At 40.7% G+C, this 23,715-nt stretch carries 22 protein-coding genes and 1 pseudogene; 19 read left to right on the top strand and 4 right to left on the bottom strand.

Annotated elements, in window-relative coordinates:
• Positions 1-161 precede the first annotated feature (161 nt).
• The 6 genes from B4G94_RS07905 (at position 162) to B4G94_RS07880 (ending at position 7,864) form a co-directional block, all read left to right on the top strand.
• The gene (locus B4G94_RS07905; RefSeq protein ID WP_286858145.1) at positions 162-1,121 is read left to right on the top strand and encodes an aldo/keto reductase; all 960 of its coding nucleotides are present in this window, start codon (positions 162-164) and stop codon (positions 1,119-1,121) included.
• A 30-nt stretch (positions 1,122-1,151) separates the two neighbouring features.
• Entirely contained in the window at positions 1,152-1,637 is a 486-nt protein-coding gene (locus tag B4G94_RS07900; protein WP_286858144.1) for a YdeI/OmpD-associated family protein, read from the top strand.
• Between the two features lie 38 nt (positions 1,638-1,675).
• Entirely contained in the window at positions 1,676-2,659 is a 984-nt protein-coding gene (locus B4G94_RS07895) for a Gfo/Idh/MocA family protein (RefSeq protein WP_286858143.1), read from the top strand.
• A 224-nt stretch (positions 2,660-2,883) separates the two neighbouring features.
• On the top strand, positions 2,884-4,617 hold the full coding sequence (locus B4G94_RS07890; protein ID WP_286858142.1) for an FAD-binding dehydrogenase: 1,734 nt from the start codon (positions 2,884-2,886) through the stop codon (positions 4,615-4,617).
• Between the two features lie 164 nt (positions 4,618-4,781).
• Positions 4,782-6,065, top strand: a complete 1,284-nt coding sequence (locus tag B4G94_RS07885) for a Gfo/Idh/MocA family protein (protein WP_286858140.1) — start codon at positions 4,782-4,784, stop codon at positions 6,063-6,065.
• Positions 6,066-6,097: 32 nt separating this feature from the next.
• Complete coding sequence (locus B4G94_RS07880) at positions 6,098-7,864, top strand: alpha-L-fucosidase (protein WP_286858139.1); 1,767 nt, start codon at positions 6,098-6,100, stop codon at positions 7,862-7,864.
• Positions 7,865-7,891: 27 nt separating this feature from the next.
• Here the strand turns inward: B4G94_RS07880 and B4G94_RS07875 are convergent, their stop codons facing one another.
• The 3 genes from B4G94_RS07875 to B4G94_RS07865 form a co-directional block, all read right to left on the bottom strand.
• Positions 7,892-8,362: a hypothetical protein gene (locus B4G94_RS07875; protein WP_165306223.1), complete on the bottom strand. Its 471-nt coding sequence runs from the start codon at positions 8,360-8,362 to the stop codon at positions 7,892-7,894.
• A 99-nt stretch (positions 8,363-8,461) separates the two neighbouring features.
• A complete protein-coding gene (locus B4G94_RS07870; RefSeq protein WP_108632432.1) occupies positions 8,462-8,674 on the bottom strand; it encodes a hypothetical protein in 213 nt (70 codons plus the stop codon).
• A 12-nt stretch (positions 8,675-8,686) separates the two neighbouring features.
• On the bottom strand, positions 8,687-9,523 hold the full coding sequence (locus B4G94_RS07865) for a cold-shock protein (RefSeq protein WP_146190972.1): 837 nt from the start codon (positions 9,521-9,523) through the stop codon (positions 8,687-8,689).
• A gap of 302 nt (positions 9,524-9,825) precedes the next feature.
• Here B4G94_RS07865 and B4G94_RS07860 point away from each other — a divergent pair, with 302 nt between their 5' ends.
• From B4G94_RS07860 to B4G94_RS07805, 12 genes and pseudogenes are all read left to right on the top strand, one after another.
• The gene (locus tag B4G94_RS07860) at positions 9,826-10,239 is read left to right on the top strand and encodes a GNAT family N-acetyltransferase (protein ID WP_108632430.1); all 414 of its coding nucleotides are present in this window, start codon (positions 9,826-9,828) and stop codon (positions 10,237-10,239) included.
• A gap of 15 nt (positions 10,240-10,254) precedes the next feature.
• Entirely contained in the window at positions 10,255-11,139 is an 885-nt protein-coding gene (locus tag B4G94_RS07855) for an SPL family radical SAM protein (RefSeq protein WP_286858136.1), read from the top strand.
• 442 nt (positions 11,140-11,581) lie between these two features.
• Entirely contained in the window at positions 11,582-12,823 is a 1,242-nt protein-coding gene (locus B4G94_RS07850) for a quaternary amine ABC transporter ATP-binding protein (RefSeq protein WP_286858135.1), read from the top strand.
• Between the two features lie 2 nt (positions 12,824-12,825).
• Positions 12,826-13,023 carry a hypothetical protein gene (locus tag B4G94_RS07845; protein ID WP_286858133.1) on the top strand — a complete coding sequence of 66 codons (198 nt, stop codon included), beginning with the start codon at positions 12,826-12,828 and terminating at the stop codon, positions 13,021-13,023.
• The gene (locus B4G94_RS07840) at positions 12,980-13,651 is read left to right on the top strand and encodes an ABC transporter permease (protein ID WP_286858131.1); all 672 of its coding nucleotides are present in this window, start codon (positions 12,980-12,982) and stop codon (positions 13,649-13,651) included. Before B4G94_RS07845 ends, B4G94_RS07840 begins: the two co-directional genes overlap by 44 nt.
• Before the next feature lie 3 nt (positions 13,652-13,654).
• Positions 13,655-14,491 (top strand): glycine betaine ABC transporter substrate-binding protein, encoded by an 837-nt coding sequence (locus tag B4G94_RS07835; RefSeq protein ID WP_286858130.1) that lies wholly within the window; start codon positions 13,655-13,657, stop codon positions 14,489-14,491.
• 285 nt (positions 14,492-14,776) lie between these two features.
• Positions 14,777-15,031 (top strand): annotated as a pseudogene (locus B4G94_RS07830) (SIP domain-containing protein); the annotation flags it as partial.
• 246 nt (positions 15,032-15,277) lie between these two features.
• Entirely contained in the window at positions 15,278-15,994 is a 717-nt protein-coding gene (locus B4G94_RS07825) for a response regulator transcription factor (protein ID WP_286858128.1), read from the top strand.
• Positions 15,995-16,022: 28 nt separating this feature from the next.
• The gene (locus B4G94_RS07820) at positions 16,023-17,381 is read left to right on the top strand and encodes a HAMP domain-containing sensor histidine kinase (protein WP_108632416.1); all 1,359 of its coding nucleotides are present in this window, start codon (positions 16,023-16,025) and stop codon (positions 17,379-17,381) included.
• Positions 17,382-17,511: 130 nt separating this feature from the next.
• Positions 17,512-18,030: a hypothetical protein gene (locus tag B4G94_RS07815; RefSeq protein WP_108632415.1), complete on the top strand. Its 519-nt coding sequence runs from the start codon at positions 17,512-17,514 to the stop codon at positions 18,028-18,030.
• On the top strand, positions 18,017-18,517 hold the full coding sequence (locus B4G94_RS07810; RefSeq protein ID WP_165306228.1) for a hypothetical protein: 501 nt from the start codon (positions 18,017-18,019) through the stop codon (positions 18,515-18,517). Before B4G94_RS07815 ends, B4G94_RS07810 begins: the two co-directional genes overlap by 14 nt.
• Positions 18,501-19,250 carry a YoaK family protein gene (locus B4G94_RS07805; RefSeq protein WP_108632413.1) on the top strand — a complete coding sequence of 250 codons (750 nt, stop codon included), beginning with the start codon at positions 18,501-18,503 and terminating at the stop codon, positions 19,248-19,250. The genes B4G94_RS07810 and B4G94_RS07805 overlap by 17 nt, the downstream gene beginning before the upstream one ends.
• Positions 19,251-19,308: 58 nt before the next feature.
• Here B4G94_RS07805 and B4G94_RS07800 read toward each other — a convergent pair whose 3' ends face one another.
• Positions 19,309-21,783: a hypothetical protein gene (locus B4G94_RS07800; protein WP_286858127.1), complete on the bottom strand. Its 2,475-nt coding sequence runs from the start codon at positions 21,781-21,783 to the stop codon at positions 19,309-19,311.
• 393 nt (positions 21,784-22,176) lie between these two features.
• Between B4G94_RS07800 and B4G94_RS07795 the strand changes: the two genes are divergently transcribed.
• Positions 22,177-23,634: a glycoside hydrolase family 76 protein gene (locus B4G94_RS07795; RefSeq protein ID WP_286858126.1), complete on the top strand. Its 1,458-nt coding sequence runs from the start codon at positions 22,177-22,179 to the stop codon at positions 23,632-23,634.
• The last annotated feature ends 81 nt before the right edge of the window (positions 23,635-23,715 follow it).

Below are 23,715 nucleotides of genomic sequence, written 5' to 3'. Positions count from 1 at the left end.
ATAGATCTGTTGTGTGGAATGGTATAAATTTTAATTCAATTGTTGCATGTCGAAATATTTCTAGCGCATTGACAGTTATTGCTCAGACTCTTCAAAATAGTTTTGTATTTTGCATATATAAACTTGACAACGTGACATTCAATCCAAACCGATATAATATAATGCCCTACAGGCGATGTGGGAAGAGTGGTATTCAACTTCCGGCTATTTCCCTTGGACTATGGCAGAATTTTGGTGATATTGATCAGAAAGAAGTGTTTAGGCAGACCCTACGTACGGCTTTTGATAATGGTATCACACATTTTGATCTTGCGAATAATTATGGACCGCCTCCCGGCAGTGCGGAGCAAAATTTTGGAGCGATATTGACCACGGATTTTGCCGGATACCGGGATGAACTCTTGGTATCGACCAAAGCGGGGTATACGATGTGGGAAGGTCCCTATGGCGATTGGGGGAGCCGTAAATATGTGATAGCGAGTCTACATCAGAGCTTAAAACGTTTAAAGTTAGACTATATTGATATTTTTTATCATCATAGGCCCGATCCCAATACACCGTTGGAAGAAACCATGTGCGCGTTAAGTGATGTTGTTCGACAGGGAAAAGCACTTTATGTAGGCTTATCGAACTATCCCGCGGATTTGGTAACGGAAGCGGCAGCTATATTACGTGATCTGAATTGTCCTTGTTTGATCCACCAACCAAAGTATTCCATGTTGGTGCGTACCCCGGAAGAAGGGCTGTTGAACGTGCTGGATGAAGAGGGGATAGGGATTATCGCTTTCTCCCCTTTGGCCCAAGGCCTACTGACCAATAAATACCTACAGGGTAGTATTCCAACAGATTCTCGGGCCTCAAAAGAGCATTTTTTAAAGAGTACCGCCATTACATCCGAGCTTGTTACAAAACTGTCTGCTTTGAATGGACTTGCTGCGCAACGTGGACAATCATTGGCACAGATGGCAATTGCCTGGTTATTGAAGGATCAACGCCTGACTTCGGTTTTGGTCGGAGCGAGAAACAGTGCGCAATTGACGGATTCGTTAAAGTCGCTCGAAAATTTAAGTTTTAGTCAGGAAGAGCTTAAACTGATAGAAGCGATTCTATCTACAACTTAATTTTTGGATAAACCATAAATGTCGATATATATGTTTGCCTTTAAAGCCAAATTGGAGATAATAGGAATCAACCCTTTTGTTTTTGTGCCCGATGAAATTTTACGTAATCTCTTTGTCGAAGCTGGAGTGGATAAGGGATATATCCCTATTTGCGGGAAGGTAAATGGTAAAGCTTATAAACAGACCTTATTACGGTATAAGGGCGAGTGGCGATTGTATATCAATACCCAGATGTTGGCAAACTCCCCTAAGCGGATCGGTGAACTATTGGAAGTGTCTGTTATTTTTGATCCCACTGAACGAGGTTTAGCGCCACATCCCGAACTTGAGCGGGCATTGAATGAAAATGAAGTGGCAAAAGCAGTCTTTGACCGTTTGGCACCATCCAAAAGAAAAGAGATTATCCGTTACATTTCTTTCTTGAAGACAGATGAAAGCCGACGTAAAAATATTGAAAAGGCAATCGGATTTTTGCTTGGTAAAAACGCGTTTATCGGGCGCCTGAAACCGGAATAAAAAAGTTTGTTCGAGGATTAGTTCAAAAAATAAATAAAATGGAAGATGCAAAGGTAAGGTGGGGAATCATAGGGTGCGGCGATGTTACAGAAAAAAAAAGCGGTCCCGCTTTTAATAAAGTTAAAGATAGTAGATTATTGGCTGTAATGCGGAGAGATGCCGCTAAAGCTGCCGATTATGCCCATAGACATCAAGTCCCGCATTGGTATTCGACGGTCGAGGACATGTTGGGCAATCCGGCATTGAATGCCATCTACATTGCTACTCCGCCCTCTTCACATTTTGACTATGCATTGAAGGCCTTAGAAGCCGGAAAAGATGTCTATGTTGAGAAACCGGTTACCTTAAATGCACATGAAGCAAGGCTGCTTTTGGATGTTGTCAGAAAGACTAATGGCAAGTTGGTGGTTGCGCATTATCGAAGACAGTTACCTCTATTTCTCAAAGTAAAAGAGTTGTTAGATGCTGGACAGATAGGAATAATTCGGACTGTTCAGCTCCGGTTATGGCAGAGTCGGTTGCCGGAATTAGTGACCAAGGGGGCGGCAGACTGGCGCACAGACCCAGCAATATCCGGAGGTGGATATTTTTTTGATCTTGCACCACATCAATTGGATCTGATGTTGTATTTTTTTGGCTTGCCGATTTCTTTTGAAGGATTTAGCCAGATCCAGGATGCAGCCTCTGCTGTCGCTGATCACACAACTGGAACTATATTATTTGAGCATCATGTTGTTTTTAATGGAAGCTGGTGTTTCAATGTCAGGCAAGAAGATCATGTAGATCGCTGTGAGATCATAGGTAGCCGCGGGAAGATTAGCTTCTCCATATTTGGCAATTTGGTAACGGTTCAATCTGATGATGAAGAGAATGACTTTGTATTTGAGCATCCTGAGCATATACAATATCCCATGATCGCTAGTACAGTGGCTTTCTTTGAGGGGAATGGTCCAAATCCTGCACCTATGGAGGAGGCTTTGACGTTAATGGAAATTATTGATTGTTTTGCTAAAATAAAATAAGTGACCATAAGTAGGCCAACGATAGATTTCAATGCTTTTAGGTGTCGATTCTGATGCTATGGCAGTTCAAAAATTAAACCTAAGGGTGGTGTGTCTTTAAAGCAGGCCGCTTTAATTGCTTTTGTATATAATTTTAATGATAGTTTGCACTCCTTGTTCACAGATTGAATTTTATTTCTCTTTGTACTTCAGAAGAGAAACAAGTAAATTTAAGGGAACCAAAAGTGAACTTACGCACAAGAACCGTAAAGAATATAGAACCCATTGATATTTATAGTATGCGGATAGAAGAACAATTTAAACCTGATGCCATCATTATCGGGACTGGTCTGGCAGGATTAACTGCGGCAATGGAAATTACCAACGCAGGAAAGAAGGTACTTCTATTGGATCAAGAGACCGAAAGAAATATCGGGGGACAGGCATTCTGGTCTTTTGGCGGTCTATTTTTTATCAATTCACCACAACAGCGTCGTATGGGGATCAAAGATTCTTTGGAGTTGGCACAGCAAGACTGGTTCGGTACCGCAGGTTTTGATAGGGCAGCGGATTACTGGCCCCGTCAATGGGCCGATGCCTACTTGAAATTCGCCGCCGGTGAAAAATATGCATATGTAACGAAGCTAGGTGTGAAATTCATGTTTATGGTAGGCTGGGCTGAGCGTGGAGATGGCCGTGCTTCTGGTCACGGAAACTCGGTTCCCAGATTTCACGTAAGTTGGGGAACTGGAACGGGAGTCGTTAAACCTTTTATAGAAAAGGCCTATACCGCAGAAAAAAATGGACTCTTGCAATTTAAATTTAGACATCGTGTTACGAGGTTGATTACAGAAAATGGTGCTATAAAAGGAGTATTTGGTGATATTTTAGAAGATGATGATAAAGAAAGGGGGGCTGCGACCAATAGAAATGTCATTGACACCTTCGAATATCATGCTCCGCACGTTGTCGTTGCTTCGGGCGGGCTTGGCGCCAATCACGAACTGGTACGAAAGAACTGGCCTGAACGGCTGGGTACAGCTCCATCCGCGATGATCTCTGGAGTTCCGGCATATGTAGATGGAAAGATGATTGCGGTCGCCGAAGAAATCGGCGCCCATACGATCAATAAAGATCGTATGTGGCATTATACCGAAGGCATACGGAACTGGAATCCGATTTGGCCCAATCATGGTATACGTATTTTACCCGGTCCTTCTTCACTATGGTTCGATGCGAAAGGAAATAGACTTCCGGCGCCTTTTTTTCCGGGGTTTGACACGTTGGGTACACTAAAGCATATACAAGATAGTGGCTATTCGTATTCCTGGTTTATTTTGACGCAAAAAGTCATCAAAAAGGAATTTGCACTTTCCGGCTCCGAACAAAATCCAGATATTACCAATAGGGATTATAAACTCTTCCTCAAACGGATTTTCGGTAAAAAGGCCCCCGCACCAGTTGAAGCGTTTAAGGAGAATGGGGTCGATTTTATCGTTGCGGACACATTATCGGAATTGGTCCGAAGAATGAACCTCCTGTCCGGAGATGATCTGTTAAATTACGAATCTATTGAATCACAGATCATGGCAAGAGACCGCGAGTTGGATAACAAATTCTCTAAAGACACGCAGGTCAATTATATCCGTAATACGCGAAAGTATCTCGGTGATCGGCTTGGAAGGGTCTCGTCTCTACATAAGATATTGGATCCGAAGAATGGACCATTGATTGCTGTACGTTTACATGTGCTTACACGTAAGACGTTGGGCGGGATTAAGACAAACCTAGACGCACAGGTTCTGACAGTAGACGACCATATCATCGAAGGACTGTATGCCGCCGGTGAGGTAGCTGGTTTTGGAGGCGGAGGCATGCACGGTTATAGGGCATTGGAAGGGACATTTTTGGGCGGTTGCATTTTTTCGGGCATGAAGGCAGGAAGGCACATCGCCGGAAGACCGATGACCACTTTCTGAAAATGTAAAACTCATTTCAATGGAAAGAGAATTTCCTTATTTTTCCTGATCTTCATGATTAAATGTTATATTAGTTATCTCTAGGGAAAGTGCTGCATGAATCGTCTTTACCAAAAAGATGGTAGATCTAATCAAAATAATACAAAACTAAACCAAATTAAACAATGAAAAGAAAAGATTTTCTCCGTAATACCGGGATCCTGACAGTCTCAGTGCTATTTGCCAATACACCTGTTTTCGGTAGGCAATCTGGAACTGTGCGTGTCGGGCTGGTCGGCGTAAATGGAATGGGCTGGTCTAATCTAAATGCAATATTGAAGGTGCCCGGCGTCCAGTGTACTGCGCTTTGTGACATAGATGAAAATATACTTCGGAATAGGGCCGAAGAGTTAAAAAAACGAGATATTACGGTCAAAACTTATATAGAATATAAAGATCTGCTCAAAGCAAACGATGTGGATGTCGTGATCGTGGCCACGCCAGATCATTGGCATTGCCTACAGATGGTAGATGCGGTTGCAGCGGGAAAAGATGTGTATGTTGAAAAACCTATTGGGAATTCCATTCGGGAATGCGAGCTCATGGTCGCTGCAGCAAAAAAATATAAACGTGTGGTACAGGTTGGACAATGGCAAAGGAGCCAGCAGCATTTTAGGGATGCCATGGCTTTTGTCCATAGTGGAAAACTGGGTAAAATCCGTTTGGTTAAAGCTTGGGCGTATCAAGGTTGGATGAAAAGCATTCCGGTGCTGCCTGATGCTTCGGTTCCTGCCGGTGTTCATTATGACAAGTGGCTTGGGCCAGCTCCAAAACGGGCTTTCAATCCCAATCGTTTCCATTTTAATTTTAGGTGGTACTGGGATTATGCGGGGGGGCTGATGACGGATTGGGGCGTCCATATGCTGGACTATGCCCTGATCGGAATGAAAGTTTCCGATCCGGTATCCGTTATGGCTGCCGGAGGAAAATTTGCTTATCCTGATGATGCGGCTGAAACTCCGGATAGTTTAACCACCGTGTATGAGTTTGACGGATTCAATGTCCAGTGGGAACAGGCAACAGGAATAGATCTAGGGCCTTATCAAAAAACACATGGGGTCGCTTTTATCGGTAATAATGGCACATTGGTGGTCAATCGTGAAGGCTGGGAGGTTATCCCCGAAAAAGGTCGTATGGAGGCTGTTGCTTTTCAACCTTCAAAAGATAATGGACTGGATAAGCATATGGTCAATTTTATAGAAGCTGTTCGCAATAAATCCAGTGAAGGACTGCATGCGCCGATTGAGGCGGGTGCTCATATTGCCATTTTCTCCCAGATGGGGAATATTGCTTATCGAAGCAAAAAGAAGCTGTACTGGGATAAAAATAAGCGCACTTTCAATGATAAGGATGCAGATCGCTATCTGGCTAAAAGTTATCAAAACGGGTATAGTATGCCTAAGGTATAATGTTGTATCCGGATGTATCAAAGTTTTTAGCGATGAGTTTTAAAACGATCGTATTCGGGGTAGCAGTCAGTATATTATGTACACATCATGCCCTTGCGCAACGAATGGAAGAGATGTGGGATGGTGCCGGCGGGAAAAGTGCTGTTTCACAAAATAGGGGAAAGCTGTTTCGAGAAGGCAAATATGCCCTATTTATTCATTGGGGTATTTATTCCCAATTAGCAAATAAATGGCAGGGAAAAACCTATTATGGAATCGGAGAATGGCTTATGAACAAGAGCATGGCGAATATTCCCCCTGCGGAATATAAGTTGGCCGCGTCTTCTTTTCATCCGGATCAGTTTGATGCCAAGGCTATTGTGCAGCTGGCGAAAGATGCTGGAATGCGTTATATCGTTATTACCAGTAAACACCATGATGGATTTTCGATGTTTCATTCGAAAGTGAACCCATTCAATATTGTTGATGCGACGGATTTTAAACGCGATCCGATGACTGAATTGGCTAAAGCCTGTAAGGAAGGTGGCATTGGTTTTGGATTTTATTATTCTCAAAATCAGGACTGGACTTATCCCGGTGGAAACGGAGGACCCAAGCTGGATGCGCAGGGGAAAGCGAAATCTTTTGACGATTATTTTTGGGAGAAATGTTACCCTGAGGTACAGCAAATTACAACAGGCTATGGCCCTATAGAACTGGTCTGGTTTGATACACCGGGTGGAATGGACAAAAAATATGCACAGAAACTCGTAGAACTCGTGCATAAAAATCAACCTGGCGCTTATGTCTCCGGAAGGGTAGGGCATGGGCTGGGCGATTACTCCACGCTAGGAGATATGGAAGTGCCCAGGGAGAATGTGGATGGTATCTGGGAAACTGTTGATGTGACCAATGATTCCTGGGGTTACGCTTGGTATGATAACAACTGGAAGAGTAGTCAGGAGCTATTGCAGCGAACACTATCAACTGTTGCACGCGGAGGTACCTATATGTTGAACGTAGGTCCGAAACCGGATGGTTCTATTCCGGATCAGGCGGGTTTAGCCCTGCGCAATGCGGGTGCTTGGATCAAACGTTATCCAGAAACCGTATACGGTGCGCAAGCATCGCCCTGGAAACATGCGCTACCCTGGGGCGACGCCACCGTACAGGGGGATCGAATTTCCTTACTGGTCTATCATTGGCCTACCGATGGAGCCTTATACGTTCCGGGATTGAGCAAAGGGGTACAGTCCATCAGACTCATGGGAACGGACAATCAGGAAAAATTAAATTATACGGTTGAAAAGGACTGGCTTAAAATTAACATTCCAAGAATCGTACCTGATAAGATGGTGTCCGTTATTGAGATTAAGGTAAACGGTACGCCTCAGGTCGAAAAAATGCTGGGTGTTGATCCTGCGCTCGAAACCGTTATTCCTGTTGATTTTGGAGAGGTGGTGAACTGTACGAAAGAAGGGAAATCCTGGATGGAGAAATTTGGTGAATGGAAACATGTCTTTCAGGCCAGTAAATGGACAGAAAAAAGCCGGTTATCTTATGAAATAGTTATTGAAAAGCCTGGCTACTATCAGATAGACATGAATTATGCGGGCCAAGGACGGATGGTGTGGCGTATAGAAAATTCGGCAGGAGAACTTGTACAGAACCAACAGGGATCGGCGCATGTATATAATTGGTATCCTTGGGGCTGGATGAAATTCAGCAAGACAGGGCGGTATAAAATTAGTGTTTCGTTGATCGAAGGTAATGGTGATAAGGCGAGTCTAACGGCTCTTCGGTTTAAATATGTGGAATAGGAAGGAGATAATTTGCGAAGATGGGTGTTATTTCCGGTATTTATTCGTCAAAAACCTGACAAGTCCAGTCATGGCTTTGAAGGCGAGTAAACCTAATCCTATACCCAAAACAATGCCCAGGCCGATGCCAATTAGAATAGCCATGTTATTGCTGTGCCAATCATAAACTGCATTGAGGAAAATGCAAAATATAACGGAAACTATAGTGCTGCCCACAATGGCTGAAGAAAGGAATAGGGTTTTGAATCCTTTGGTTACGGACCGCTGTTGTAACCCGACGATAACCGATGTTGAAATAATGCCAGCGCTAATAAGCAGGATGATTGTTGCTACAAAGAGTAAACCAAGAAGGATGCTTATGACCGTGAGTGCCAGAAACACGAATGAACCCATCAGGAGCAGTACCGCTAAAAAGTCATCGTCGTTACGGAAAGAGTCAATTATATGATAATGACTCGGTAAAAGTCTGATTAGTAATGTGAATAATAATTCTGGCATTATTTTAATTTAATTAATCTTACAGCTTTATCTTGTTTTAATGGTCGCTTTGCGCTAACTAAATTACTCGTTTATCTTAATATTTGAAAGACTGTTGTTTTATTTTTTTTCTTCTTGATTTAATTCTTCTGCTGTTTTTTTCGGTGTTCTCCCACTGTCGAATCCGCTGATAAATAGATAAGCAAGTAGGAAGAAGAGCAGTAAAATGGTGCCGATTGATACTGCTATTTTTTGAGTTATGGGCAGTTTGGAACGAATAATTAACATGAGTATAAGAACGAGTATAGCAATAAATACGATTGTTATTCCCATTCTCAATTCACCTTACTGCATGATTAGATTAATTTTCTCAATAGAATCTTCGTTTTCAAGGAAATCAATATAGGGAATCAAGGGCTCGACATCTTGCTTGTCCATTGTTTCCAAATCGTCAAATAATGCTTCTACAAAATCGTTACAGAAAGATTTACCAAAACTATAAGCCCTGATTCGTGTTAAATCGTCGTAATTTATCTCAGTTGCGTTCAGATTAAGCACTTCTTCGGGAATCTCATAGTCGCCATCGGCCGGATAGCCAATATACCTGAACATCCTTTCTTTCCAAACCCTGAATAAAATCTGATGTGAAACATGGTTTCCAAAGTATGAGAAAATCTGAGCGAGAAGTTCAGATGCTATTTCTTTTTCAAAAATACCTGAGATACTTTTGTCAAGCAATTCAGCATAAGCTAAGAAAATGGAGCTGTTGAAACGGACATCAAAATGAGAGGTCAACATGGAAACTACGTTGTCTTTGCCTTGGGTTCGTAATAATTGTCTTGCTGCTAATGAGGTGAGGTTGTGCTTTTGCTCGTGGCCGTGGTTATCGGGGATGAGTACAGTATGATCCTTTTCAAAGAGAGAGATGACAAATTTCCAATCTTCAGGTCTCTTGAGGATTTTACAGTTGTGGGCTAAGTAACCGCTCCGCTTGGGGTCAGACTTCTTGTCTCCGACTATTACCTCAGCAGGCTGAATAATATGCTCCGGAGGAATTTTAAACCTGCGTATATGCACAAAGAGTTCTTCTCCGGAAGGTAACGCAAGGGTACCAAATCCTTTGTTATTGTCGAACCATTTGACAGCGCCGATAAACATGGCTGGTGTTGAGTTTTGTTTCAATGCTATAAAGGTAATGAATTAAAATATTTATTATGCATTGAAAATTAAATATTTGCGATTATCCACTGAATATAGAGATTTTTTAGGGGCATTAGCCCCTCCGAAGTGATTTTCCGGCCGTGAAAATACAGCGAAAACCAGATAATTGAGCTAATTTAAGGAAAAATAGCGTGCTGATCCCCAACTGGAATTCGTATTTTAGAATAACTATTTATGTGTTTTTTAGTATTGTATAATCAATGCGGTTTTGAAAAATGTATTATTATGAATAATTTCATAGCGAATAAACTGATCATTTTACTATGCACTATCAAGCCGTATATCAGAAGATAGATTATAAGCGCTATCAATTTTTAAGGGAACACTCAGGGTTATCTCCAAAAACGGAGGAAGCTGCACGTCTAGGAATGGAAAATTCCCTATGCTGCGTGGCTATTTTAGATGAGGACAATGATAATGAAATTGTAGGTATGGGTAGGATTGTTGGCGATGGTGCTTGCCATTGCCAGGTCGTTGACATCTGTGTGCTCCCTGAACATCAGAAAAAAGGGCTTGGAAAACTGATTATGCAGAAACTTGATGAATATATGAATTCAAACCTCCCTGACAGCTGTTATGTCAGTTTGATCGCAGATGGTGTTGCTTTCCAGCTCTATGCGCAATATGGTTTTAAGGAGGTGTGGCCTGCATCAAGAGGTATGGGTAGAACGTTTTAAAGTGAATGGGATATTATGCGCCGTTTAATTGCGAAATCCATTCTCAATAAGACCAAACGAAGAGACCCTTGGTTTCTTGACGATTATACGCTGAATCCCTATAGTGGTTGCTCTTTCAATTGTTTGTATTGCTATATCAGGGGAAGTAAGTACGGGATAAACATGGCTGAAAAATTGAGTATGAAAAGCAATGCTGTCGAACTCTTGGAAAAACAGTTGTCTCTGCGTGCGCGAAAAAAACAGTATGGAATTATCGTTCTTTCTTCTGCGACAGATCCGTATCTGCAGCTGGAACAGTCCGAATTGCTTATCCGACAGTTGCTGGAAGTCATCCTGCACTATCGTTTTCCGGTACATATTATTACGAAGTCGAACTTAGTTACCCGGGATTTTGATTTGTTAAGAGAGAGTGATGCAGCGGCAATACTTCCTGAGGATCTTCAGTCAAAATTAACACATAAGGCGTTTGTTACCTTTTCATTTTCGACTATAGATGATCGCGTTGCCGGTATTTTCGAACCGGGGGCTCCTAAGCCCTCACTACGATTGGAAGCATTAAGGCAAGCGCTTGAACAGGGGCTCTATAGTGGCGTCAGTCTGATGCCACTGTTGCCCTATATATCGGATACTGGAGCGAGTCTGGAATCGCTATTTCAGACTTTTCAGGCTATTGGTGCAAGTTATGTTTTCCCTGCTACGCTCGTCCTATACGGAAATGATCCTGCGGACAATAGCGCACTGGTCATGCGCGCTATCGAAAAACATTATCCTCAGCTATTACAAAAGTATCAGCGACTATTTGGTGCAGATCGAAAATTGCCGGGCTACTACCGCCAGGCTTTTGCAAATAAGGCTAAGTTGTTGTGTTCACAATATGGATTACGGGATAGTCTGTTTTAGCAGTCACTAGCACCTATTTTTACTTTGTTTGGTGTTTTTTATAACATGCTTACAGTGAGTTGTCTATGTGGTTAAAAAGGTGTTTAATTTATTTTTCGTACCTTTGTACTGTCAAAAGACAGAATGGCGTGAGTTTATTCCGCTAGGACTGGATCCTTTTTGAGGCACAGTCGAAGTTGTTCGTTGTACTTGTTGAAGTATATTTTGGAGCTGTGTTTAGCATAGCTCATCTTTAAAAGATTAGTTTCTTTTTCATCGTTGCTCTTATCGAACCGAGAGTAAAGCGTCTTAGTTAATAAGTAGATTGAACTGAAGTTTAAAATTTCGATCAAACGAATTCAACTGTAGGGATATTTTATGTGAATGAAAACTACGTAGGTGTGCAGCCTTAGTGGTTTACTCATGCTCTTTTGTTTTATTTATGTTTAAAAAAAAATAAAAAATGGATAAAACTAGAAAGGTAAAAGTAAAAGTTGAAGATTTAACCATTGTTTTTGGTAAACAAAAAAAACAAGCTTTGAAATTATTGGACGAGGGGTTTTCGAAGAAAGAAATATTGGAAAAGACGGCATGTACCATAGGGATCAACAAAGCGAATTTCGAGATCCATGAAGGTGAGTTTTTTGTGATCATGGGGCTTTCGGGAAGCGGCAAATCGACCTTACTTCGTTGTTTAAACCGATTGAATGAGCCTACCTCAGGAAAGGTATTTGTCAATGACGAAGATATTACCGGGAAAAATAATAAAGAGCTTTTGGAGGTGCGCAGGACAGAGATGAGTATGGTCTTTCAAAAATTCGGTTTGCTTCCGCATCATACGGTGCTGAGTAATGCTGCATTTGGACTGGAAATAAGAGGGGAGGACAAAGAATCACGTGAAGCAAAAGCGCAAAAGGCTCTTGATATCGTTGGATTGAACGGCTTCGAACAGCAGCTGCCAGCTCAACTTTCCGGCGGGATGCAGCAACGCGTGGGATTGGCCCGAGCCTTGGCCAATGATCCTGAGGTTTTACTGATGGATGAAGCGTTTTCGGCACTGGACCCCCTAATAAAAGCCGAAATGCAGGATCAGCTGCTTGAACTACAGGATACGTTACAGAAAACAATTGTCTTTATTACACATGATCTCGATGAAGCCATCAAATTAGGCGATCGTATCGTCATTATGAAGGATGGAGTAATTGAGCAGATTGGTACTGCTGAGGATATCCTGACGAACCCAGCAAGTGATTATGTAAAAGCTTTTGTTGAAAAAGTGGATCGGAAAGCAATTATTACGGCAGGCTCATTGATGTTTGAGAAACCGACTGTTGTACGGTTCAAAAAAGATGGTCCCGAAGGTGCTCTGCGCAAAATGCGTGCTTCAGGTATAGATATATTACCTGTCGTGGACGTGCATGATCATTTTTTCGGATTTGTGCATATCAACGAAGTGATCCAGTCGGCCAAACGCAAAGAACCGACTGTTGAGACCATCATTCACGCAAATGTTCCTACTGTATCAAAAGAAGTGACTGTGGAGGAAATGTTACCTCTGATATCAGAAGTGCGATCGCCCATTGCTGTGGTCAATGAACACAACCGTTTACTGGGAATCGTAACCCAGACTTCATTAATTATTGAGGCGACCAAATACAACGAAGAGGAAATCATAGAATTAAAAGAGCAAGCAAATAATCAATAGATATGAATAAAGTAATCGACATAGGACAATATATAGCCATCGCTGTCAATTGGTTGACAGACAATCTGAAACCATTTTTTGACCTGATCAAAAATACCGGAAATACGTCTATTCTTGGTCTTGAATGGTTATTGATCGCGACCCCGTTTTTTCGTTATGATCGCACTTTTTACCGCATTGGCCTGGTGGAAATCCGGTAAAGGCGTTGCGCTGACCACATTCCTGGGATTGACATTGATCTATCTGATGGGATTTTGGACGGAAACAATGGAAACATTGGCTTTGGTGCTGGTCGCGACGGTGACAGCATTACTTATTTCTGTACCGCTGGGGATATGGGCGGCCAAAAATAAATTTGCAGCAAAGATCATCCGGCCTTTATTGGATTTAATGCAGACGATGCCTGCTTTTGTCTATCTGATACCAGCAGTACTGTTTTTTAGTATAGGAAAAGTACCCGGTGCCTTTGCTACGATCATTTTTGCCATGCCCCCAGCGGTTCGCTTGACCACGCTGGGTATTGATGGGGTACCGAAGGATATTGTTGAGGCTGCCCGTTCATTTGGAGCAACCAATCGGCAGATTTTATTTAAGGTCGAATTGCCTTTGGCAACTAAAACCATTCTTGCCGGGATCAATCAGACAATATTGCTATCGTTATCGATGGTGGTAATTGCGGGGATGATTGCTGCTGGCGGTTTGGGCGAAAGAGTTCTTGAGGGAATCAATAATCTTGACATAGGCCTTGGGTTTGAAAGTGGACTATCCGTGGTGATTCTAGCAATTATTTTAGACCGGATAACACAAGGTTTTGTAAATAAAAAATAAATAATGATGAAAATTAGGATACTAGTATGCTGTGTAATCGTGCTTTTGTTTTCGGCTTGTCATAGTGGCAAGAAGAATAATATCATCCATATCGGGATGGTTGACGGTTGGGCAGAGGGGGTTGCGATGACCTATATTGCCAAAGCGATCATGGAGGAGAAAGGGTATCATGTGGTTATACAGCGTGCTACCCCAGATATGATCTTGGCTTCGATGAATAATGGTGATACAGATCTTTATATGGATGTCTGGCTACCTTTGACACATGGCGCTAAGGTAGCGAAATTCCCAAATCTAAAGGAAATAGGTACCAGTTATGCTTCCGCACGCAATGGTCTTGTTGTGCCCGATTATGTTTCCATTGATGATATCGGTCAATTGAAAGAGCATGAAGCAGCATTCAATAATAGCATTATTGGGATCGAAAAAGGCGCAGGGATTACAGCGGTAGTAGATCAGGTTGTTAAAGATTATGAATTGAATTACAGACACATAAATTCATCCACAGTGGCGATGATTACTGAGCTGCAAAATGCTATTAAGGATCATAGGTGGATTGTCGTGGCGGGTTGGCAGCCCCATTGGATGTTTGGTAAGATGAAATTGAAATTTTTAAACGATCCTAAAAAGACATTGGGAAGTACAGAAGCGATTAAAATCTTTGCACGCAAAGACTTTGGCGAAGATCAACCGGAATTGGCAAATCTCTTTTCACACATCCACTTTGATGAGGGGACGATGGCTGATCTCTTGGTACAAATGGAAGGAAAAAGAGATAAAGCTGATGCGGCAAGAAATTGGCTGGCGGAGCACCGTTCTTTGCTAAAAATCCCTGAATAGTTCCTAAGTTTAACTGCTTTGTCTAACCCCATTCGATTTTTTCAAATGGGGTTAAATTTTGCTTCCCCCTTCTTTACTTCCCGGTAGATAGCTCACTAAAATACGTCAGAACTCGAAATATCGATGCCAGATGTCGTATTTTGTGCATTTTTTAAATATAAAATCAGCGTCATTTTTCAGACGCTTTTAGACGAAAATTTGGATTTCCACCAAGTAAATTGAAAAATTAATGCGGATATTTTAATCGATCTCTGATGGGATACAGGATATACGGATCGGTTAGCTTATGTTGCTGCCGAATTTTCAACCGTTCGAGGAATACGAAACTATTTGCGTAAGGATCTTGGTTGGAAAAGGGAAGAACTTTACGTTTATTCCTTTTGGAAAATTGGTGTCGCAGAGGATAAATCCGCTAACAAACGTCGTAAGAAGAGCGAAGAAGTCAATTCACAAGTGAGCTTAGCAGAGCATAGCGCTAACCGTCATATAAATAGGAATGGGGGGCTATGTCTAACAACCAATAAACGATGCACTGATTAAGGTTAAAAAATGAACTATATCAGATAATTCCGTAAAATAAACTGCCGTATTACTAGTTATACAAATATAGTTTTTCAATTTTTATTCCTGTATATGATGCGCTGTTTGCGGAAACAATCACTTCTTTTGATATATCTAGCCCTGCTGCCCTTTATCACGGCTAAGGGATTTGTGTCTATAGTATCAAAACAGTATTTTTATGGTTTGGATTCGGAGCGATAATAGGAAATATAGATTATGACGAATATGGAGGAGCAAAAAATTATTTTGGTTGAAGACGAGCAGGACGTTGCAGATTTAATCGTTCAGGGTTTAGGGGAAGAAGGTTATAGGGTGTTTCATCTTGGACGCTCAGAAGGACTCGAACAATTATTGGCCAAACAAGATGTTGCTCTTGTTCTGTTGGATATTCTTTTGCCGGGCACGAATGGACTTGATATCTGCAAACAGATTCGGCAATGGGGGTATACCGATTTGCCAGTCATGATGTTAACAGCACTTGGGACACCCGAAAATGTGGTTCTCGGACTTGATAATGGCGCCGACGACTATCTTTCCAAGCCATTTAAACTCATCGAACTCAAGGCCAGAATACGTTCGTTGATCCGTAGACAGCAATCCATAGTTCAGGCAACACAACGCGAAGCACAACCTTCGAAAGATACATTTAATTATGGGTTTCTAACGATTGATGATTACAAAAAAGTTGCCTATTGCGAAGGTCAGGAGCTTAACTTGACAAGTACCGAATATCGGTTACTTCTACTATTCATTCAAAGCCCTAAGAAAGTATTTGAGCGTAGTGAGTTGCTAGATAAAATATGGGGAATTAATTTTGATATCGGATCAAATGTCGTTGATGTATATGTTAATTACCTACGAAAGAAAATCGAGAAGGTAACCAACAAAAAAGCGATCCATACGGTTATCGGAATGGGCTATGTGTTAAAAATCGAAGACTAAATTGGTTAAGAATGCAGAATAGGTTAAAATGAATAATTACAATAGGAAACTCATCTATCTAATAGCAATATTAGTTATATATGTCAGCTGTTTCGTTGGCTTTATCTTTTATTCGATTACAAACTTTGCTTTTACGGATTTCTATAAACGCCTGGATCTGCGGAGAAATATTGCGGCGGAAAAATTCCTCAATGGTAAATCTGCATCACAAACAGATCAGTGGAGTTTGGATTTTATAGAAAATCTAAATAATCAACATGAATTTTTTGTTGAATTTGATAAGAACGGGGAGATTTTAAGAAGTCAGGGCTTTCATTCAGCGTTATGGGATAAAATTAATAAGACCGGAACATCAAATTTCAAAGCTGGACATCAATTCTATTCGACAAAGTACTTCTCAAAAAACAATAAAAATTATATTATCGGTGCATCGGCTGAAAATTACTTTTATACACATCACTTGGCTTACCTGCGTAATTTGCTCATTATTAGTTTGATTTTGGGTATCCTCTTTATCTCGTTGGTTTCAGTATTCATGAAACGTTCATTTTTGAAGCCTATCCTCACAATGATGAAAGAAGTCCAGCAGATTGGTTCTGAGAATCTCGATAAACGGCTTGACGAAGAGAAATATAAGGGTGAGCTTCATGATCTGGCATTTACATTCAACAACATGTTGACGCGTTTGGAAACTTCATTTGAAACCCAGAAAAACTTTATCAGTAATGCTTCACATGAGTTGAATACGCCGCTGACCTCAATAATCGGACAAGCTGATCTGGCGCTCTCGAAAGAAAGAACAGTTGATGAATATCAACGTACATTGGGTAAAATTATTGAATCAGCTGAACATTTAGAAAAAAAGACCAAAGCACTTTTGTTGTTAGCCCGCACAGGTTTTGTAAGCAATTCAACAACGTTCAATCCTGTTCGTATAGACCAGATTGTTATGGATGCCGAGTTGACGGTTAAAGCCATCAACGATAAATTTAAAATTACGACTGATTTTAGTCTGTTACCTGATGATAGTATGCGGCTTAAAGTCAATGGAAATGCAATTTTACTCCAACTGGCATTATCCAATATCATTAGCAATGCCTGTAAATATTCCTCTAATAGGACAGCTTATATCGCTCTGGGGGCGTTGGATAATAAAGTGTTTATTCTGATAAAAGATAAGGGAATCGGGATTCCTTCAAAAGAATTAGAATATATTTATGATCCCTATTTTAGGGCTTCCAATACGAGTGGAATCGATGGATACGGTATCGGCCTTCCATTGGCGAGAAATATAATCAAACTACACGGTGGAACATTGAAGGTTAATTCTGTGGTTGGTGAGGGTACAACCGTAGAGATTGAACTGCCAACATACATTCGGTTTTAATCTCATTTTAATTCGTGCTGTATTTTTAATCTCATTTTAATAAGTCTGTTAAAATTCTAATGGAAAGCTAATTCTAGCTTCATGCCATTGCCATGCGCGCCAATTAACTTTGTTAAAAAAATAATTGGGTATGGCAAAAACAACGCGTGTATTGATTCCAAGTGATTTTACAATTGATTCTCTTTTTTTTGTAATCCATAGTATCGAGCAGTCTCAGGCCGAACAGCTGGATATTATTTTGGTTTACGGAAATAAGAGCAGCACTTCAATCAGTGAGTTATTAGGAATCACACTGGAGGACCGGCTCAATGATCTTCAATCTGAAGACTTTTTAAAGGCTTGTCAGATGATTTGCCATCGATATGAAAACCGCAAACTGAATATTTACGCAGATATTATCGGTACAGACAATCCCAATTATTTACATCATTATCTGACTGGAGCGCGAATTGACGAGGTCAAGATTCCTACGGATTATCAATTTGAAAAAAGAACGAGACATTTCTTTGATGTTGGACAGGCATTGCTGCATTTGAACAAGACTAAGCGTAAGCATGTGAATATTGTCGAAAAGCCGGCAACGAACAAAACGGGAAGGAGTGTCTTGGCGGATTTATTTTTTAATAAAAAATGGGATGTTAATTACTAAAAGAAAAATACTGGCGAGATTCAACTTTGTCTTTTTGGCACTGTTGCTTTTCGGGGCGTCGTCAATGGTTATGCTTTATGAAAACCCCGAGAGGCTTTTGGAAGGAGAGTGGGAAGAACAGGGGTGGTACTTTGAAAAGGTAGAAAAATCACCAACTTTCAAAAAACAGGCGATTATCCACGAAGAAATTAAAGATGCTGCGATTGCACATCTGCCGCCACTACAGGATGGCCTTTGGCACTTTGAAAGAATGGGTGAGAAGAATTTTGTTGCCCACCACAAGGATAAACAATATAACTGGTTTCTAAAAGGAAGGGGACATATCCTTGAGCTGCGTAAAAATAATGAGCTTGTAGAAAGCTTTATTATTCAGAAACTGAATAAAAACCAGCTCGTCTTACATCTCAACCTGGATATGCAAACTAAAGGAATAGCACGTATCGTGCTGAAAAAAGGAGGAAAGGAAAAATATGCTAAGGAAATATAGCAACCATCGGACGATTCAAGACAATATTAAGCTGGGTGGACTAACAGCATTTTCAGCCGGCATGGTCAATGTTGCTTCTGTTATTGTATTTTTTTCCTTTACATCTAATGTAACAGGATATTATGCCGTTTTTGCACAGGAGATAGCGAAAGGAAATTGGTATCAGGGCGCTGTTGTTTTGTTTTGGATCTTGTTGTTTTTAATTGGAAGCATGTTTTCCAATTTGATTATCATCCATGGAAAGGGAAAGTTCAGCGCATACCTGACGCATTCGATACCATTGGTGCTGGAGATATTAAGTATATTATTTGTCGGGATATACCTCGATCTTTTTTATGAAGATTCGCTAAAGGAAACCGAAATATTGGTCGGAGCCTTATTGTTTGCAATGGGCCTGCAAAATGGACTGACGGCGAGTATATCCAATTCTGTTGTGAAAACAACCCATTTGACGGGATTGACGACCGATTTGGCGATATTGATATCCATGTTCACCAAAGAAGCCAATAGAAGCAATAAAGATTTGGTGGATAAGTTTCATTTGTTGCTGACCATTGTTACAAGTTATGTAATAGGGGGACTACTCAGCGGAATTTCCTTTAATTACCTGTCCAATAAAACATTTTATGTCGTTTGTTTCGTGTTGCTGATTATAGGTTTGTATGATCATTATAAACTATATCTGCTCAAAAAGCAATTCGTAAAACGTCATCGCGAGGTATTGGTCTCCTAAATTTTTCGGTGGTGATATAAATAAGGCCAATCATACCTCGCCGTATGATTGGCCTTATTTATATAATCTTATCCAAGTGGTGTGGAAAGTCCTCATTCATTAGCTGTCTATAATTGAGGCAGAATTGCTGAAATTTAATACGGGCATCATGCTGTTGATTTAAAGCAAACATCGCTCTTATTTCAGAAAATAAAGCCTGTTCATTTAAGGGATCCAATAAGAAAATCGTATGTGCCAGCTCAATACTTTTTTTATACTGGTGTCCAAGATCCGCCTGCTGAAGTTCTGCCAGTAAAATGGGAAGTAAATTTTGTTCAACTTCAGTTTTTAGGGCATCAAATATAGGTTGATCCAATCCCTGTAAAAACTTACCTCTTTGAATGATCTGAATTAATCTACTTTCATTGATATTGGAAGGGTTTGCCATCAATTGGATACAATCGACATAATCACAATAGAATTCATCTGTTTCTTCAAGAATGAATCGGCCCTGCTTATGTACAAGTTCTATTCCTGTAAACTCGCTCAGCACTTTTCTTAAATGGTTGATCGTAACTCCGCGCGAGTTTTTTACCTTATCTTCTGATTTGTCAGGCCACATCAGCTGACTGAAATATTGCGAGCTGATTCCGGACCTATGGGACAAGATGAGGCAAAATGCCTGCTTTAGCTTTGTACTAAATAAATAGGAGATATCGCGTTTATTGCGATCAAAAGCACGAAACTCGCCAAATAGAAAAATTGAATTAGCGCGAATATATTCATCATTTTGTCGTAATTGATTTGTTACTGTTATTGGAACCGTACTAAGTGTTGGTTCCTCAGTTCTATGGATCATGCTTCTTTTCCTTCGGTTTCGTCGCCAGATAAAGTAAGCGCCAAGCCCACATGTGCCAAACAAGATCAACAATAAGAGCACCTTGTGGTTTGAACGGTATGTGGGGAAGCTATTTAATTCAGCGAGGGTTATTGGCGTCATATTTAACGAATAAACCTTTAGCGTAGATTGTATGTCATCTTTTGATTCTTGAACCAATATCAAAAGCCGTCCCAATTGCTTATCAAAATAAAGTTGGGCATGCGTACTTATTTTATCTGAATAGATTGGGACAGAGTCTCCTAATATGTCAAAACTTCCATCTTGAACAGCAAAGCGGTAAAGTTGGATATTGGATTTAGTCAGATACTCCGGATAGCATAAGGCATAAAAGTGAGCACTATCAGGGAAGACCAGACCACGGGCAGGTACAATATGTTTGTCTTTCCAAACGATATCCCATTTTTTTGTGATTTTTTTGCTGTCCAGATTAATCTGATAGAAATCATAAAGATATTTTCGTCCGACAATGTGTTCACCGGATTCATTTCCCATACCACCGAATATATAAGCTGTCCGATCCTTAGGTCCTTGTCCAGCCGTCAGAAAATAGCGTGGGAAAATTTTATCGCCTGACCATCCATCTACGGTTTGCCATTTACTGGAGTCTAGGGAATAACGTCTAAATTCGCCACTATAAGCCATATTTCCGTAACCACCAAAAATATAGAACTGCCGATGTCTTTCATCATAGAAAGAACCATGATGGTTTAGCTCTTTTTTCATCAGGTCGTCGCTCTCAACTTTCCATTCGAAATTTTCAAGATCGAGACTGGCGACAGTGGGACCTAAGTAAGGTTGCGTATAAAAAAGCTCATAGACATATAGTTTATTTGTCGTCGAGTCTATAAAATTGTTTCCTAAAACCAGTTTGACAGGGCAGGGGTTAGGAAAAGCGAGTTTCCTTGTCTGATTGTTCTTTACATTGAATATGGTAATGGAATCCTGATTAAAATAATAAATCTCTTTTGTGCGCTCGTTGTAACTAGAACCGGCCTGTGATGGGGAATTGCCAGTAAAAATATTTTTCCATTTGTAAGAATCTACAATCAGCCAGGTTGGATTGGAGACACGCCCATAAGCCGTACCGTGTTCATCGTGGACAATATGCCCCGAATTTTCCTTTAGCGGGAAGGAATAATTATTTTTTTTATTTCCAATACGTACATTTTTGATGGACATCATTGGTACATCGATCAGGTAATCACTTTTTCCAAAAATAACCTGGGGGCTATATTGCTGCGGTAGTTTCACCTTTGGAGACTGAAAAGTCTGATCTTGTATTTTGAGTTCAAATAGTTGATCTTGAAGGTTGAAAGTCAATTGGATATCAATCCACTCTTCTCTAAATAGTCGCTGTTGGCTTATTTTTGCAATGATCAGGCTACTTTTGCCTTCTTCATTCAGACGGAAGATACAATTTCCGGCCTCCTCATCATAAAATAGATTGTAAACCGTGTTATTGTTTTTATTCTTGACACGGAAGATATTGCCTAATGAGTTTGATGAATAAATGGATAGTTGGAATGTTAGGGTAAACTGCTTTTCAAAAGAAATATCCTTTTTGTCGAATAATTCATAGGAGGTTCGCTTATCTATAGGTTCATGTCCGGCTCTAAACTTGAGCCCCTGAGATCGGGAAAGTATCGGAATCAAAAGTAAAAAAACAATATATAATATACAGCGTCGCATAGCGCAATCAAAAAAACTTAAACCAATAGTTGTCGACAATGAGCTGTTCAATATAAAGATTGTTCCTTGTCGGCTTTTTATGAAATCGTAACGGTTAGGATATCCCTTATCAATATCTTACAGGATTAAAAGTATGCAAAAAAATGCGCGCAATAAAATAAAAGCTACGTTACAATCACGACAGGCATTTGTGTCTCCTATTAAGCTATAAAAAAATAGTCGCTGGGTTATTGTTTTATTTTTGCGTTTTAACCCGATTTTAACCCAAAAATTAATCATTCGACATTACCTTGCGTTAGAATTCCTGCAGGTATTTCCAGTGGGAACTCGAACTAATTATAAATCGAAATCTTACTTATGAAAGTCTTTAAAAAGCTGCAATTAATTGTTGTTGCTTCCGTATCAATGATGATTGTTCGGCACGCGCACGGTGAAACACGAACCTCCTTTTCTGTTATCAATATCAATAACTTTCAGTCTGTTCAAGAGCAAAACTTGGTCCGTGCGATGGAACTCGTTGATCGGTCCATGGAAGTTTATTTCTCAGCCGACAGGCAAGCCATGTATCGTTTTTATAACCCGGATACAAAGGTGCGTCCCGAAGAAAAGGCAAGCGTATGGATGTATTCCGCTTCAATAGAAGCTGTCAATGCGATATTGAGTGGTCTCAGACTGCAAAAAGAAAAGGGGAATCATGGCCTATTTGATAAACATTATAAGCGCTATGTCGACCTGTTGGCCCAGCTCCATGAAAATGCTGCTCATTATTTGGGGAAATTCAACCTGATTTCTTTTACACAAACTAAGGACTGGACAGTATATGCGGTGGACCGTGCGCGCGAAAAAGGCGGAGCTAACGCAACAGGTATTCTGAATGTTTATGACGATCAAATGTGGATGATACGCGAGTTGATAGAAGCCTATCACCTGACCGGTAAAGATACCTATTTGAAAGAAGCAGAATATCTAACAGCTTACGTCTTGGATGGATGGGACTGTACCCGCAATGATCAAGGGAATGAGAACGGTGGAATCCCGTGGGGCCCCGGATATGTGACCAAACATGCCTGTAGCAATGCCCCAATGGTTAGCCCTTTGGTCTGGCTGCATGAAATCTATAAGAAAAAGAAGGACCAGATAACATACAATTATATTGATGCCAAGGATAAACAATCCCGCCGTTCTAAAATGATCCGAAAAAGTGATTTTTATTTGGATTTTGCTAAAAGGATTTATGCTTGGCAAAAAGATAATTTATTGAATAATAAAGGTGTCTATGACGATATGATGGGCGACTGTTATCCAGATTGTAGCATTGCCTACGAAATTGTTGATGGCGTAAAATACCGCAAAAATACCCAATTAAGGAAAGCCGTCGGAACCTCTTTTTCCTACAACAGCGGAACAATGATTTCTGGAGCTGCTGATCTGTACCGCGCGACCCGATCTAAGGTCTATTTGGAAGAAGGAAAGGAACTCGCGAATGCCAGTTTCCGGTACTTTGCCAGGCCTGATTCACAGGTTTCGGAGCATTATACCTATGCTTCGGACGGGTTTAACAACTGGTTTAATGGTGTATTACTTCGGGGGTTTCTTCAGATTTCTCCAGTCTTTGAAAAAGCGGGAAGTTATATGGACACCTTTCAGCAGAATTTGGACTACGGGTATAGCCATTTTTTGCGCTCCGGTTTATTACCACAGGACCTTCTTGGAGGATGGCATGCGGACAAAGACAAAAATAACCTGGAAGGGATGTTCATGTTCGCTTATGCGGCACAGTATGCGATGCTATCGCAATATGAGGCCGGCAGATAGTGCGATGAACAGAAGATCGGCATAAACAATTGTGAATAAGAAAAACGAATACCAATAAAAACCGGGCTTTCGAGCTCATGA

It is taken from the genome of Sphingobacterium sp. UBA7625, from assembly GCF_002484085.1.
GTDB lineage: Bacteria > Bacteroidota > Bacteroidia > Sphingobacteriales > Sphingobacteriaceae > Sphingobacterium > Sphingobacterium athyrii.
Note: the sequence above shows the minus strand (reverse complement) of the source record. Positions and strands in the feature narration are given on the sequence as shown.

What these genes read in the sequence shown, in the direction of transcription:
- B4G94_RS07870 (WP_108632432.1), bottom strand. Translation starts at nt 8,674, where the DNA reads ATGGGAATAACAATCGTATTTATTGCTATACTCGTTCTTATACTCATG.
- B4G94_RS07900 (WP_286858144.1), top strand. Translation starts at nt 1,152, where the DNA reads ATGTTTGCCTTTAAAGCCAAATTGGAGATAATAGGAATCAACCCTTTT.
- B4G94_RS07880 (WP_286858139.1), top strand. Translation starts at nt 6,098, where the DNA reads ATGAGTTTTAAAACGATCGTATTCGGGGTAGCAGTCAGTATATTATGT.
- B4G94_RS07885 (WP_286858140.1), top strand. Translation starts at nt 4,782, where the DNA reads ATGAAAAGAAAAGATTTTCTCCGTAATACCGGGATCCTGACAGTCTCA.
- B4G94_RS07850 (WP_286858135.1), top strand. Translation starts at nt 11,582, where the DNA reads ATGGATAAAACTAGAAAGGTAAAAGTAAAAGTTGAAGATTTAACCATT.
- B4G94_RS07860 (WP_108632430.1), top strand. Translation starts at nt 9,826, where the DNA reads ATGCACTATCAAGCCGTATATCAGAAGATAGATTATAAGCGCTATCAA.
- B4G94_RS07875 (WP_165306223.1), bottom strand. Translation starts at nt 8,362, where the DNA reads ATGCCAGAATTATTATTCACATTACTAATCAGACTTTTACCGAGTCAT.
- B4G94_RS07840 (WP_286858131.1), top strand. Translation starts at nt 12,980, where the DNA reads ATGATCGCACTTTTTACCGCATTGGCCTGGTGGAAATCCGGTAAAGGC.
- B4G94_RS07815 (WP_108632415.1), top strand. Translation starts at nt 17,512, where the DNA reads ATGGCAAAAACAACGCGTGTATTGATTCCAAGTGATTTTACAATTGAT.
- B4G94_RS07845 (WP_286858133.1), top strand. Translation starts at nt 12,826, where the DNA reads ATGAATAAAGTAATCGACATAGGACAATATATAGCCATCGCTGTCAAT.
- B4G94_RS07835 (WP_286858130.1), top strand. Translation starts at nt 13,655, where the DNA reads ATGATGAAAATTAGGATACTAGTATGCTGTGTAATCGTGCTTTTGTTT.
- B4G94_RS07825 (WP_286858128.1), top strand. Translation starts at nt 15,278, where the DNA reads ATGGAGGAGCAAAAAATTATTTTGGTTGAAGACGAGCAGGACGTTGCA.
- B4G94_RS07820 (WP_108632416.1), top strand. Translation starts at nt 16,023, where the DNA reads ATGAATAATTACAATAGGAAACTCATCTATCTAATAGCAATATTAGTT.
- B4G94_RS07805 (WP_108632413.1), top strand. Translation starts at nt 18,501, where the DNA reads ATGCTAAGGAAATATAGCAACCATCGGACGATTCAAGACAATATTAAG.
- B4G94_RS07810 (WP_165306228.1), top strand. Translation starts at nt 18,017, where the DNA reads ATGTTAATTACTAAAAGAAAAATACTGGCGAGATTCAACTTTGTCTTT.
- B4G94_RS07795 (WP_286858126.1), top strand. Translation starts at nt 22,177, where the DNA reads ATGAAAGTCTTTAAAAAGCTGCAATTAATTGTTGTTGCTTCCGTATCA.
- B4G94_RS07855 (WP_286858136.1), top strand. Translation starts at nt 10,255, where the DNA reads ATGCGCCGTTTAATTGCGAAATCCATTCTCAATAAGACCAAACGAAGA.
- B4G94_RS07895 (WP_286858143.1), top strand. Translation starts at nt 1,676, where the DNA reads ATGGAAGATGCAAAGGTAAGGTGGGGAATCATAGGGTGCGGCGATGTT.
- B4G94_RS07905 (WP_286858145.1), top strand. Translation starts at nt 162, where the DNA reads ATGCCCTACAGGCGATGTGGGAAGAGTGGTATTCAACTTCCGGCTATT.